At 60.4% G+C, this 12,676-nt stretch carries 11 protein-coding genes; 6 read left to right on the top strand and 5 right to left on the bottom strand.

What is annotated here, in order from left to right:
* Positions 1 to 167: 167 nt before the first annotated feature.
* From AC1UK9_RS05340 to AC1UK9_RS05360, 5 genes are all read right to left on the bottom strand, one after another.
* A complete protein-coding gene (locus AC1UK9_RS05340) occupies positions 168 to 794 on the bottom strand; it encodes a helix-turn-helix transcriptional regulator (RefSeq protein ID WP_025112145.1) in 627 nt (208 codons plus the stop codon).
* Positions 795 to 887: 93 nt separating this feature from the next.
* Entirely contained in the window at positions 888 to 2,015 is a 1,128-nt protein-coding gene (locus tag AC1UK9_RS05345; RefSeq protein WP_473014540.1) for an NAD(P)/FAD-dependent oxidoreductase, read from the bottom strand.
* Between the two features lie 151 nt (positions 2,016 to 2,166).
* Positions 2,167 to 3,111 (bottom strand): ornithine cyclodeaminase family protein, encoded by a 945-nt coding sequence (locus AC1UK9_RS05350; RefSeq protein ID WP_482579654.1) that lies wholly within the window; start codon positions 3,109 to 3,111, stop codon positions 2,167 to 2,169.
* 136 nt (positions 3,112 to 3,247) lie between these two features.
* Complete coding sequence (rhlB, locus tag AC1UK9_RS05355) at positions 3,248 to 4,714, bottom strand: ATP-dependent RNA helicase RhlB (RefSeq protein ID WP_025112148.1); 1,467 nt, start codon at positions 4,712 to 4,714, stop codon at positions 3,248 to 3,250.
* Positions 4,715 to 4,810: 96 nt separating this feature from the next.
* A complete protein-coding gene (locus AC1UK9_RS05360) occupies positions 4,811 to 5,467 on the bottom strand; it encodes an alpha/beta hydrolase (protein ID WP_025112149.1) in 657 nt (218 codons plus the stop codon).
* Positions 5,468 to 5,935: 468 nt separating this feature from the next.
* Here AC1UK9_RS05360 and AC1UK9_RS05365 point away from each other — a divergent pair, with 468 nt between their 5' ends.
* The 6 genes from AC1UK9_RS05365 (at position 5,936) to AC1UK9_RS05390 (ending at position 12,488) form a co-directional block, all read left to right on the top strand.
* Positions 5,936 to 6,967 (top strand): amino acid ABC transporter substrate-binding protein, encoded by a 1,032-nt coding sequence (locus AC1UK9_RS05365; RefSeq protein ID WP_025112150.1) that lies wholly within the window; start codon positions 5,936 to 5,938, stop codon positions 6,965 to 6,967.
* A gap of 65 nt (positions 6,968 to 7,032) precedes the next feature.
* Positions 7,033 to 8,214 (top strand): amino acid ABC transporter permease, encoded by a 1,182-nt coding sequence (locus AC1UK9_RS05370; RefSeq protein ID WP_482579655.1) that lies wholly within the window; start codon positions 7,033 to 7,035, stop codon positions 8,212 to 8,214.
* A gap of 10 nt (positions 8,215 to 8,224) precedes the next feature.
* On the top strand, positions 8,225 to 9,322 hold the full coding sequence (locus AC1UK9_RS05375) for an amino acid ABC transporter permease (protein ID WP_473014543.1): 1,098 nt from the start codon (positions 8,225 to 8,227) through the stop codon (positions 9,320 to 9,322).
* Positions 9,323 to 9,335: 13 nt separating this feature from the next.
* Positions 9,336 to 10,100 carry an amino acid ABC transporter ATP-binding protein gene (locus AC1UK9_RS05380; RefSeq protein WP_003221897.1) on the top strand — a complete coding sequence of 255 codons (765 nt, stop codon included), beginning with the start codon at positions 9,336 to 9,338 and terminating at the stop codon, positions 10,098 to 10,100.
* 452 nt (positions 10,101 to 10,552) lie between these two features.
* Positions 10,553 to 11,212 carry a FadR/GntR family transcriptional regulator gene (locus AC1UK9_RS05385; protein ID WP_473014544.1) on the top strand — a complete coding sequence of 220 codons (660 nt, stop codon included), beginning with the start codon at positions 10,553 to 10,555 and terminating at the stop codon, positions 11,210 to 11,212.
* The gene (locus tag AC1UK9_RS05390) at positions 11,202 to 12,488 is read left to right on the top strand and encodes a CynX/NimT family MFS transporter (RefSeq protein ID WP_025112154.1); all 1,287 of its coding nucleotides are present in this window, start codon (positions 11,202 to 11,204) and stop codon (positions 12,486 to 12,488) included. The genes AC1UK9_RS05385 and AC1UK9_RS05390 overlap by 11 nt, the downstream gene beginning before the upstream one ends.
* Positions 12,489 to 12,676: the final 188 nt, after the last annotated feature.

The raw sequence follows: 12,676 nt of genomic DNA on the forward strand, positions 1-12,676 counted from the left end.
AATGCCTTCCAATGTGGGAGATTTGGGAGAAGTGTTTCAAGTCCGGCATCTACGGCGACTGAGGGTCCGCCTTCGGGAGCAAGCCCCCTCCCACAGGGGAACGCCTTTCAATGTGGGAGGGGGCTTGCTCCCGAAGGGGCCTGATCAGGCAATACAGCTTATGGATCCTAGCCCTTCAATTCCTTCAAGTGCTTGTAGACCGTCGCCCGCCCCATGTTCAGCACATTGGCCACATAGTTCGAGGCGCTCTTGCCCTTGAAGGCGCCTTCGGCGTGCAGGGCCAGCACCAGTTCACGCTTGTGATCGCGGGTCAGCAGATTCAGGCTCAACTGGCGTTCGCGCAGCCAGGCATGGAGGAAGGTGTTGATCCGTTCCTGCCAGTCATCGCGAAACAGTGAGTCCGGTTGCGGGATCAGTTTGCTCGGCGACAGGAACAGGTCCAGCGCGGCCTTGGCATTTTCGAACAGCGAAATATTCAGGTTGATGCACAGCACTGCCAGCGGCCGGCTTTCGCTGTCGCGCAGCACCGTGCTCAGGCTGCGAATCTTCTGGCCGTCCCAATTGAGCTTTTCATACGGGCCGATGTTGCGGTCGCTGACATCCTCGCTGAGCATGTCTTCGAGTGATGAATCGTCGCCAATCTCGCGTTTGGACAGGTTGTTGGCGATGTAGTCGACTTTTTGTGTACGCAGGTCGTGCAGCACCACTTCGGCGTGGGGAAAGAACAGCGTGGCGATGGCGTCGGCGACGGCACGGAAGTTATCCAGTGCCGGATCGAATTCGGGGGCGGTCATGTCTGTGGAGCTCCAGGCGGCGTCAACGCCCCCGTGAACAGGGGGCGCTGCGAGTGTGCCGCAATCCGTTGGGCGCGTCATCCGCGAGGGTGCTCAGCCCAGCCGGGCAGGGGAGAGCATGGCGCTGCTCAGACCGAACTGCTGCAGCGGCTCAGGCAGCGGCTGACCGCGCAGCAATGCCGCGCTGGCCTGCCCCATGGCCGGTGAGGTCTGAATGCCATAACCGCCCTGGGCGGCGACCCAGAACAGCCCCGGCACTTGTGGATCGAAGCCGCTGAGCAGATCGCCGTCCGCGACAAAGCTGCGCAAACCGGCCCAGGTGCGGGTCGGGCGACGGATGCTCAGGGTCGTGGCTTCTTCGATCTGGTAGATGCCCATGGCGATGTCCAGCTCTTCGGGCTGCACGTCGTGAGGCTCGACCGGGTCGGCGTTGGCCGGCGAACCGAGGAACATCCCGGCGTCGGGTTTCATGTAGAACGATTCGTCGAGGCTGACCAGCATCGGCCAGTGGTGAGGGTCGACGCCCTCGGGGCCGGCAAAGATAAAAGCTGCGCGGCGTTTGGGTTGCAGCCCGAGCAATTGCGCGCCAGCCAGAGCGCCGATCTTGTCGGCCCAGGCGCCGGCGGCGTTGATCACGACGGGTGCGCTGAAGGTCTGGCCGTTGGTCTGCACTTGCCATTGGCCATCGGCGTCGCGACTCAGGCCGAGCACTTCGCAATCGGTGTGCACTTCGCCGTTGTTGCGGCGGATGCCGCGCAGGTAACCCTGATGCAGGGCGTCGGTGTCGATGTCGCTGGCGGTCGGGTCGTAGATCGCACCGTGAACCTTTTCCCGACGCAGAATCGGCAGCCGTGCGCAGGCTTCGTCGGCGCTGAGCAATTGCATCTCCGGTACCGTGGCCTTGGCGCTGAGGTACTGGTTGTGCAGTTCGGCGGCGTCACCGGTGAAATCAACAGTCATTTCGCCGCGCGGCGTGAGCAATGGGTGCTCGCAGAAGCCGCTTGGCGGATGATCGAAAAATTCACGGCTGGCCAGCGTCAGCGCCCGCACCTGCGGTGTTCCGTACGCCGCGGAGTACAGCGCCGCCGAGCGTCCGGTGGAGTGGTAAGCCGGGTGCGACTCACGTTCCAGCACAATCACTTTGGCGTGCGGCGACAGCCAGAAACCGGTGGAAGCGCCGGCAATCCCGCCGCCGATGATGATGAAGTCTGCCTGGCTCATGAAAGTCTCCGGTGTGGACGCAATATCAAGGAGTTCGCTGATCACCCTGTGGGAGCGGGCTTGCTCGCGAAGGCGGTGTGTCATTCGTTGAATAAATTGCCTGACACGGCCTCTTCGCGAGCAAGCCCGCTCCCACAGGGGATTTGTGGTGTTACAGGTTCAGCTGATAAATAGCATTCGCCAGCGCGATGTCTTCCAGGCCCAGGCCGATTGAACGGAAAAATACGTGACGGTCGTAACCGGGGCGCGGCACTTTTTCGCTGAGCAGATCGGCCAGGTCACCGGCAATTGCTGCCTTGTCCCAGCCATGCTGTTCAGTGGCGAGCAGCATCTCACCGGCCGAGCCCGGCGTGGTCAGCCGATAGTCGCAGAACACCTGCATGGCGTTGAGGCTCTGTGGCGGTACTTCATGGGCGCGTGGGGCGTTGGTGCTGATCGAGGTGATCAGCGCTGGTTTGCCTAAGGTAGCCGGATCAATCACTGGCCCGGCGGACGAGGTGCAGAGCATGATCACGTCGGCCTCGGCGAAAGCGGCTTCGCGGCTGTCGGCGATCTTCAGATCGGGTGCGATAGCTTTCAACTGTGCCTGAGTTTCGGCGTCTTCGAGCAACGAGGGCGAATACACGCTGATGCTCTGCCAGTTGCGCAGACCTTTCACGTAATGCAGATGCGCCTGAGCGACCTTGCCGCTGCCGATGATCGCCAGTCGCGTGGCATTCAACGGCGCGAGGGCGTCGACCGCCACGGCGGTGGTCGCGGCGGTACGTGCGGTGGTCAGTTCGCCGGCATCGCACAGCAGCAACGGCTGACCGGTTTTCATCGACATCAACAGCGTCCACGCTGTCACCAACGGCCCCTGTTCTCGAACGATGTACGGTGACGTCTTGACCCCGTACACGCCATCTTCGGCCAGCACACCCAGGTAATTGATGAAGTCGCCGGCACCTTGCGGGAATTCCACCAGTTGCTGCGCCGGTTGCACGGCGAGTCCGGCGGCGAGGTCGCGAAACAGTTTGCGCAGGATTTGCGGCACGTCGATGCGTGTCAGCAGCTCGCGAGCCTGGGCTTGGTCGATCACGTTGGGCTTACTGGGCATGTCAGGCTCCGGTGTCTAAAAAATAAACTAATTAGTCTATTATGGACTTTTGGTTGTCTCTCGCAAGCACCTGATGAAACGCCGGGCGAAAAAAAAGCGCAGTCGTTGTCGGCTGCGCTTTTCTTTTAAACGTCGCTTACTGCGGACGCTTGCGCTCAACTGCACGCAACAGATGCGTCGGCGGCGTTTCGCAGCTGATCTTGCGACCGAGCTTCTCTTCGATGGACGGCAACTGGTAGGAGTCGTCCTCACCGGCGAAGCTGATCGATACGCCGTCGGCGCCTGCACGACCGGTACGACCGATGCGGTGCACGTAGTCGTCCGGTACTTCTGGCAGGGTGAAGTTGATCACGTGACTGATGCCGTCGATGTGAATACCGCGCCCGGCCACGTCGGTGGCAACCAGTACGCGGATCTTGCCTTCGCGGAAGCCTTCGAGGGTCTTGATGCGCTTGTGTTGCGGCACGTCGCCCGACAGTTGCGCGGCGTTGATGCCGTCACGCACCAGGCGTTCTTCGATGCGCCGTACTTCGTCCTTGCGGTTGGCAAACACGATCACCCGCTCCCAACCGTTGTCGTTGACCAGGTTGAACAGCAGTTTGTACTTGTCGGCAGCGGCCACGGCGTAGATGTGCTGCTCGACGTTTTCGTTGGCCACGTTGGTGACTTCGATTTCGACGATCGCTGGGTCGGTGGTCCATTGCTTGGCCAGGTTCATCACGTCTTCGGTGAAGGTCGCGGAGAACAGCAGAGTCTGGCGCTCGGACTTCGGCGGGGTTTGGCGAATGATCTGGCGTACTTGCGGGATGAAACCCATGTCGAGCATGCGGTCGGCTTCGTCCAGCACCATCACTTCGACCATGTCCAGGTGCACGTCGCCACGCTGGTTGAAGTCGAGCAGACGGCCCGGGGTAGCGACAAGAATGTCGCAATGGCGGGCTTCGAGGTGCTTGAGCTGCTTGTCGAAGTCCATGCCGCCGACGAACGTCATGACGTTCAGGCCGGTGTACTTGGTCAGGTCAGCGGCGTCCTTGGCGATCTGCACCACCAGCTCGCGGGTCGGCGCGATGATCAGCGCACGGGGTTCGCCCATGTAGCGCTCTTTTGGCGGTGGGGTCTGCAACAGTTGAGTGATGATCGAGATCAGGAACGCGGCCGTCTTGCCGGTACCGGTCTGCGCGCGGCCGATGGCGTCTTTGCCGGCGAGGGTGAAACCCAGCACCTGCGCCTGGATCGGCGTGCAGTACGGAAAGCCCAGGTCCTGGATGGCGTGCATCAGTTCCGGAGCGAGTTTGAAATCGTGGAAACGGGTTTTGCCTTCCTGGGGTTCGACGACGAAATCTTCGAGTTTCCAGGGAATGACCGGTGCCTTGGGCTTGGGTTCGCGACGCGGGCGGGCCGGTTTCGGCGCTTCGGCGCGGACAGGTTCGGCGGCGGTAGCGGGTTGCGGCTCAGGCTTGGGTGTCGCTAGCGGAGCCGGATGTTCAGCCTTGGGAGCCTCGCTGCGAGGGCCGGGGGCGTGCGACGGCGCACTGGGAACTGGCGCGAGCTGCTCAGCCTCGCTTTTACCGAACATTTTCTTGAGTGCTTTGAGCACGGTCATCTCATCAATTGGTTAAGGAATGTACGCCGGCCAGTGTAATGCAAGAAGCGGGCTCGGCGTAGTGGGATGATCAAAGGGGTCCGCTCTGCGGCCGAATCAGCGTAGACGCTCGGTCAGCCAGACGCCGATGTCGCGAATTTCTTCGGGTAACACTTCGTGCTCCATTGGGTATTCCTGCCATGTCACGGTGACACCATGCTGCTTTAAATGCTCGTAGGCACTGCGGCCCATGGAGTTTTGCACCACGCCATCGAACTGGCCGTGCAGGCACAACGCCGGAATGCGCTGCTGACTGGCGCAAAGCTCCATTTCGTCGGTAAAGGTCGGGGCATAGGTGGACAGGGCAAGTACGCCACCCAACGGACCTTGCCACTTCAGATAGGCGGTGTGCAGGACGACGGCGCCGCCCTGGGAAAACCCGGCGAGGAAAATTCGCGAAGCGTCTATTCCGGCAGCGCGCTGCACATCGATCAGTTTGACGATGCGCTCGGAGGACTCCTCCAACTGTTCACGATCAATCGCCCGCGCCGGGCTCATGGCCTTTATGTCGTACCAGCTCGGCATCGCATAACCACCATTGATGGTCACAGGCAGGGTCGGTGCCTGAGGCAATACAAAGCGCGTGCTCAGCAGGCTTTCCTGCAAGGCTTCGGCTACGGGCAGGAAGTCATAGCGATCAGCGCCGAGGCCGTGCAGCCAGATCACGCAGGCGTCTGCGGGCTTTACGGGTTCAAGAATCAGGGGCTCGGTCATGGCTGCTCCAAAAATGTGCGGGCGCTCTCAATAAGTGCGTGATTTGCGTGCGCGCCCGTTCGATCCGTTAAGAAGATGTCGCAAGGCTACAAGTTTTGCTATTGACCTGTCGCGCAATCGCTTCAGCAAGCGGTGTGGTACGGGCTTTGCTATGGCTCTCTGCGTGCAACCGATCTCGCGTGTGGCGGTAACACTATCAGTGTACGTCGTGCGAAGGGATTGCAAAGAATCCGGTGATGGATGTTCGCCAATGGCCGCTACGGGCAAAGCGAACGTGAAAGGGCTACAGCCCGTTCGGCCGACTGGTGAGAAGTGAGTTGTCCATGATGTGGATTTTCTCCTACTAGACTCATAGCGAAGGTCTTACGTCGGTTGACCCCAAAAAAAGCCAACACGGGTCAACAACGCCTCAAAAGGGTGCGACTGGACTCAAGCTCCGACACAACAAGAGCAAAACTGGAGGTTTGAATGAAGATGTTGAAATCCACTCTGGCGGTCGTGACTGCAGCAGCAGTACTCGGCGTCAGCGGGTTCGCTCAGGCGGGTGCAACCCTGGATGCCGTGCAGAAGAAAGGTTTCGTGCAGTGTGGCGTGAGCGACGGTCTGCCGGGCTTCTCGGTACCGGACGCTTCGGGCAAGATCCTCGGGATCGACGCTGACGTCTGCCGTGCTGTGGCCGCTGCTGTATTCGGCGACGCGACCAAGGTCAAGTTCAGCCAGTTGAACGCCAAGGAGCGCTTCACCGCGCTGCAGTCCGGCGAAATCGACCTGCTCTCGCGCAACACCACCATGACCAGCTCGCGTGATGCCGGCATGGGTCTGAAATTCCCGGGCTTCATCACTTACTACGACGGCGTGGGCTTCCTGGCCAACAACAAGCTGGGCGTGAAAAGTGCCAAGGAACTGGACGGTGCAACCATCTGCATCCAGGCCGGTACTACCACCGAACTGAACGTGTCCGACTACTTCCGCGCCAACGGCCTGAAGTACACCCCGATCACGTTCGACACCTCCGATGAAAGCGCCAAGTCGCTGGAATCCGGTCGTTGCGACGTGCTGACCTCCGACAAGTCGCAGCTCTACGCACAACGCAGCAAACTGGCCTCGCCAAAAGACTACGTGGTGCTGCCGGAAACCATTTCCAAGGAGCCACTGGGCCCGGTCGTGCGTAACGGCGACGACGAGTGGCTGGCGATCGTTCGCTGGGTTGGCTACGCGCTGCTGAACACTGAAGAAGCCGGCGTGACGTCGAAAAACGTACTGGAAGAAGCCAAGTCCACCAAGAACCCGGACGTTGCTCGTCTGCTGGGCGCTGACGGTGAATATGGCAAGGACCTGAAACTGCCGAAGGACTGGGTTGTGAAAATCGTTTCGCAGGTCGGTAACTACGGTGAAATCTTCGAGAAAAACCTCGGCAAGAGCACTCCGCTGGAAATCGACCGTGGCCTGAACGCGCTGTGGACCAACGGCGGCATTCAGTACGCACCACCAGTGCGCTAATGGTTCTATCACCCGGCGGGCCAACCGCCGGGTGATGTTCTGTTCCATTTTTTCCGGGGCACTTCATGCAAAATTCAATCGGCGCACCAAAGCAGAGGTTCAGCCTCAGCGATCCGCGAGTGCGTGCGTGGCTGTTTCAGATCATCACCGTCGTGGCGGTGGTCGCCATGGGCTGGTATCTGTTCGATAACACCCAGACCAACCTGCAGCACCGGGGCATCACCTCCGGCTTCAGCTTTCTGGAGCGCAGTGCCGGATTCGGCATCGCTCAGCACCTGATCTCCTACACCGAAGCGGACAGTTACTCGCGGGTGTTCGTGATCGGTTTGCTCAACACTCTGCTGGTTACTTTCATCGGCGTGATCCTGGCGACCCTGCTGGGCTTCCTCATCGGTGTGGCGCGGCTGTCGCCGAACTGGATCATCAGCAAACTGGCGACCGTGTATGTGGAAGTATTCCGCAACATTCCGCCGCTGCTGCAGATTCTGTTCTGGTACTTCGCGGTATTCCTGACCATGCCGGGACCGCGCAACAGCCACAACTTCGGCGACACTTTCTTCGTCAGCAGCCGTGGCCTGAACATGCCGGCCGCGCAAATGGCTGACGGCTTCTGGGCGTTCTTCATCAGCGTGGTGCTGGCCATCGTCGCCATCGTGTTGATGTGCCGCTGGGCCAACAAGCGTTTCGAAGACACCGGCGTACCGTTCCACAAGTTCTGGACCGGCCTGGCGATCCTGCTGGTGCTCCCAACCTTGTGCGCGCTGATCTTCGGAGCACCGTTGCATTGGGAATTGCCACAACTCAAGGGCTTCAACTTCGTCGGTGGCTGGGTACTGATCCCGGAACTGCTGGCGCTGACCCTGGCGTTGACCGTGTACACCGCAGCGTTCATCGCTGAAATCGTGCGCTCGGGGATCAAGTCGGTCAGCCACGGCCAGACCGAAGCGGCCCGTTCGCTCGGCCTGCGCAACGGCCCGACCTTGCGCAAGGTGATCATTCCACAAGCGCTGCGGGTGATTATTCCGCCACTGACCAGCCAATACCTGAACCTGGCGAAAAACTCTTCGCTGGCCGCCGGTATCGGCTACCCGGAAATGGTTTCGTTGTTCGCCGGTACCGTGCTCAACCAGACCGGCCAGGCTATCGAAGTCATTGCCATCACCATGAGCGTGTACCTGGCGATCAGTATCAGCATTTCCCTGCTGATGAACTGGTACAACAAGCGCATTGCGCTGATCGAGCGGTGAGGAAACGCGCATGACAACCCATACTTTCAAACCCGACATGCCCCCACCGAGCAGCAGCATCGGCGTGGTGGCGTGGATGCGCGCGAACATGTTCTCCAGCTGGCTCAACACCCTGCTGACGCTGTTTGCGTTCTACCTGATCTACCTGGTGGTTCCGCCGATTCTCAGCTGGGCGGTCTTCGACGCCAACTGGGTGGGCACCACTCGCGCCGACTGCACCAAGGACGGCGCCTGCTGGGTGTTCATTCAGCAGCGTTTCGGCCAGTTCATGTACGGCTACTACCCGACCGAGCTGCGCTGGCGCGTAGACCTCACCGTGTGGCTGGCAGTGCTCGGCGTGGCGCCACTGTTCATCTCGCGCTTCCCGCGTAAAGCGGTGTACGGCCTGAGCTTCCTGGTGATCTACCCGATCGTTGCGTACTTCCTGCTGCACGGCGGCGTCTTTGGTCTTACTACCGTGGCGACCAGCCAGTGGGGCGGGCTGATGCTGACGCTGGTGATCGCCACCGTGGGTATCGCCGGTGCGTTGCCGCTGGGGATCATCCTGGCGCTGGGCCGGCGCTCGAACATGCCGGCGATTCGCGTGGTCTGCGTGACGTTCATCGAGTTCTGGCGCGGCGTGCCGTTGATCACCGTGCTGTTCATGTCGTCGGTGATGCTGCCGCTGTTCCTGCCCGAAGGCATGAACTTCGACAAGCTGCTGCGCGCACTGATCGGCGTGATCCTGTTCCAGTCGGCCTATGTGGCTGAGGTGGTACGCGGCGGTCTGCAAGCGATCCCCAAAGGTCAGTACGAAGCCGCTGCCGCAATGGGCCTCGGTTACTGGCGCGCGATGGGCCTGGTGATTCTGCCGCAGGCTCTGAAGCTGGTGATTCCGGGCATCGTCAACACGTTCATTGCGCTGTTCAAGGACACTAGCCTGGTGATCATCATCGGCCTGTTTGACCTGCTCAACAGCGTCAAGCAAGCCGCTGCCGATCCGAAATGGCTGGGCATGGCCACCGAAGGCTACGTGTTCGCCGCCCTGGTGTTCTGGATTTTCTGTTTTGGTATGTCGCGCTATTCCATGCATCTGGAACGCAAGCTCGACACTGGCCACAAGCGTTAGGAGTTCTCTGTAAATGAGCGAAGCAATCAAAAAGCCTGTGGGCCCTGAAGGCATTATTCAGATGCAGGGCGTGAACAAGTGGTACGGCCAGTTCCACGTGCTGAAAGACATCAACCTCAACGTCAAACAGGGCGAGCGAATCGTGCTGTGCGGCCCGTCGGGTTCCGGCAAGTCGACCACCATTCGTTGCCTCAATCGCCTCGAAGAACACCAGCAGGGCCGCATCGTCGTCGACGGCGTGGAACTGACCAACGACCTCAAGCAGATCGAAGCGATCCGTCGCGAAGTCGGCATGGTGTTCCAGCACTTCAATCTGTTCCCGCACCTGACCATTTTGCAGAACTGCACGCTGGCGCCGATGTGGGTGCGCAAGATGCCCAAGCGCAAGGCCGAGGAAATTGCCATGCATTACCTGGAACGCGTACGCATTCCGGAGCAGGCGCATAAATTCCCGGGGCAACTGTCCGGCGGCCAGCAACAGCGTGTGGCAATCGCCCGTGCGCTGTGCATGAAACCGAAAATCATGCTGTTCGACGAACCGACCTCGGCACTCGACCCGGAGATGGTCAAAGAAGTGCTGGACACCATGATCGGCCTCGCCGAAGACGGCATGACCATGCTCTGCGTGACCCACGAAATGGGCTTCGCCCGCACCGTGGCCAACCGCGTGATCTTCATGGACAAGGGCGAGATTGTCGAGCAGGCGGCACCGAATGATTTCTTCGACAATCCGCAGAATGACCGGACGAAGCTGTTCCTGAGTCAGATTCTGCATTGATTGCCTGGAGGCTGGTTTAACAACAAAGCCCCGTCGGATGCCCGGCGGGGCTTTTTTCATGGGCGTGTCAGCGTACGGCCAGTAGTTGACGGTTTTTCTCCAAGGCAAAAGGGCGGCTGTGCTGCATACCGAAATTGATTTCTACCATGAGTTTTTCATTCTTCCTTTGAACTAAATGACGGACCAAATCGCCCGCGGATTAATTTCCAAAGTCTGAAGTCCTATGGCTGTGAGTGATGTCGGCAAATATTCCTTTGCAATGTGGGAAATAACTTCGCAGGTGAATGATTTTTCTACTCGGCGAGTAGGACCGACGTCTTCGACACTCCGAAAAAGATCGGGAGCAAAGGGTTCCTGGAGCCTCCTCCTGGCCATAAGTGGTTGCCGTCCTGCAAACAGCTGACTACCATGTCAGAAAATTCATCCTATGATTGGATGAAAGGGCGAATCCTATGTCAGACATTTCACCTTTGATTAAGCGATCCCTGGTCGATCAGGCCCTGGATCAATTACGTCAACGCATCACCGATGGCGTGTGGCAGGTTGGCGAACGTCTGCCGACCGAGCCCGAGCTGTGCGCCGAACTGGGCATCAGTCGCAACACCGTACGGGAGGCCATGCGCGTACTGGCGTTTTCCGGTTTGATCGAAATCCGTCAGGGCGATGGCAGTTACTTGCGGGCGGTGGTCGATCCGATGGACACGCTCAAGGCGTTGTCCCGTTGCTCGCTTGAACAGGCGCGCGAGACCCGGCACATCCTCGAAGTCGAGGCGATCGGCCTGGCGGCGTTGCGCCGCACGGATGAGGATCTGCTCGCTTTGCGTGAAGCGCTCGGCACCAGTGGCAGCCACTACCACGGCGATCTCGACACTTACATTTCCTGCGATCTGGTGTTCCACCGCCGTCTGGTGGATGCCGCGCACAACCCGACTCTCAGCGAGTTGTATCGCTATTTTTCCAGCATCGTCGGCGCGCAGTTGCGCCAGACGCTGAACATCGTCCCGCGCCGTCAGGAAGTGTTCGACTTGCACATCGAGCTGCTCGATGCCGTCGAACAACGCGACCCGGAGCGGGCCAAAGCCATATCGAGGCAGTTGATCAATGAACCTTGAAAGCGAGAAAAACCTGTCCATCCCCAAAAGAACAGCCGAGCTTGAAGAGCTGCTGATCGACGCCGAGGCCGATGACGAGCAAGTGCAGCAAAGCCATCCGCTGGTGCGCCGGCCGTGGCTGTTGCTGTTGGGGCTGATCCTGGTGGCACTGAACCTTCGTCCGGCGCTGTCGAGCATGGCGCCGCTGCTCAGCGAAGTGTCGAAAAGCCTTGGCCTGTCTGCCGCGCAGGCCGGTCTGCTGACCACTTTGCCAGTGCTGTGCCTTGGTTTGTTCGCACCCCTGGCGCCGATTCTGGCGCGACGTTTCGGCGCCGAGCGGGTGGTGCTCGGCATCCTGCTGACGCTGGCCGGCGGGATCATCCTGCGCAGCAACTTCGGTGAGATCGGCCTGTTCGCCGGCAGTGTGCTGGGCGGTGCAAGCATCGGCATTATCGGTGTGCTGCTGCCGGGTATCGTCAAACGCGACTTCGCCAAACACGCTGGAACCATGACCGGCGTCTATACCATGGCCCTGTGCCTGGGGGCGGCGATGGCGGCGGGTTCGACCGTGCCGTTGAGCGAACACTTCGACAATAGCTGGGCGCTGGGCCTGGGCTTCTGGGTGATTCCGGCGCTGGTGGCGGCGGTGTTCTGGCTGCCGCAAGTCGGGCAAAAGCATGGCGCGCACAACGTGGCCTATCGCGTGCGCGGGCTGCTGCGCGATCCGCTGGCCTGGCAAGTGACCTTGTACATGGGCCTGCAATCGTCGCTGGCGTACATCGTGTTTGGCTGGTTGCCGTCGATCCTGATTGGTCGCGGACTGACCCCGACCCAGGCCGGCCTGGTGCTCTCCGGCTCGGTGATCATCCAGCTCGCCAGCTCCCTCGCGGCGCCGTGGCTGGCGACCCGTGGCAAGGATCAGCGCCTGGCGATCGTGGTGGTGATGGCGCTGACCCTCGGTGGTTTGTTCGGTTGCCTGTATGCGCCAATCGAAGGCCTGTGGGGCTGGGCGATTCTGCTGGGGCTGGGGCAGGGCGGTACATTCAGTCTGGCGCTGACCCTGATCGTGCTGCGCTCGCGGGATTCGCACGTCGCAGCGAACCTGTCGAGCATGTCCCAAGGCTTCGGTTACACCCTGGCCTCGATGGGCCCGTTCGCGGTTGGCGTGGTGCATGACTGGACCGGCGGCTGGAACGCGGTGGGCTGGATCTTCGGCATCATTGGCACCGGCGCGATCATCGCCGGGCTGGGTGCCGGACGGGCGCTGTACGTGCAAGTGCAAAGCGAAAAGATCTGAGGCTGGCGATGTGATTGTCGCAAGGGAACCCTGTGGGAGCGGGCTTGCTCGCGAAGGCGGTGAATCAGTCGCCATCAACGTTGACTGACCCCGCGTATTCGCGAGCTGGTTCGCTCCCACATTGGTTTTGTGTGTTGCTGGTATTCGGTGCGCGAATGCCGATAGTGTTTCTGCGGTCTTCGGCTTAT

Source organism: Pseudomonas sp. AK-TSAG1-1 (assembly GCF_056821665.1).

What these genes read in the sequence shown, in the direction of transcription:
- AC1UK9_RS05340 (WP_025112145.1), bottom strand. Translation starts at nt 794, where the DNA reads ATGACCGCCCCCGAATTCGATCCGGCACTGGATAACTTCCGTGCCGTC.
- rhlB (WP_025112148.1), bottom strand. Translation starts at nt 4,714, where the DNA reads ATGACCGTGCTCAAAGCACTCAAGAAAATGTTCGGTAAAAGCGAGGCT.
- AC1UK9_RS05370 (WP_482579655.1), top strand. Translation starts at nt 7,033, where the DNA reads ATGCAAAATTCAATCGGCGCACCAAAGCAGAGGTTCAGCCTCAGCGAT.
- AC1UK9_RS05350 (WP_482579654.1), bottom strand. Translation starts at nt 3,111, where the DNA reads ATGCCCAGTAAGCCCAACGTGATCGACCAAGCCCAGGCTCGCGAGCTG.
- AC1UK9_RS05385 (WP_473014544.1), top strand. Translation starts at nt 10,553, where the DNA reads ATGTCAGACATTTCACCTTTGATTAAGCGATCCCTGGTCGATCAGGCC.
- AC1UK9_RS05375 (WP_473014543.1), top strand. Translation starts at nt 8,225, where the DNA reads ATGACAACCCATACTTTCAAACCCGACATGCCCCCACCGAGCAGCAGC.
- AC1UK9_RS05390 (WP_025112154.1), top strand. Translation starts at nt 11,202, where the DNA reads ATGAACCTTGAAAGCGAGAAAAACCTGTCCATCCCCAAAAGAACAGCC.
- AC1UK9_RS05360 (WP_025112149.1), bottom strand. Translation starts at nt 5,467, where the DNA reads ATGACCGAGCCCCTGATTCTTGAACCCGTAAAGCCCGCAGACGCCTGC.
- AC1UK9_RS05345 (WP_473014540.1), bottom strand. Translation starts at nt 2,015, where the DNA reads ATGAGCCAGGCAGACTTCATCATCATCGGCGGCGGGATTGCCGGCGCT.
- AC1UK9_RS05365 (WP_025112150.1), top strand. Translation starts at nt 5,936, where the DNA reads ATGAAGATGTTGAAATCCACTCTGGCGGTCGTGACTGCAGCAGCAGTA.
- AC1UK9_RS05380 (WP_003221897.1), top strand. Translation starts at nt 9,336, where the DNA reads ATGAGCGAAGCAATCAAAAAGCCTGTGGGCCCTGAAGGCATTATTCAG.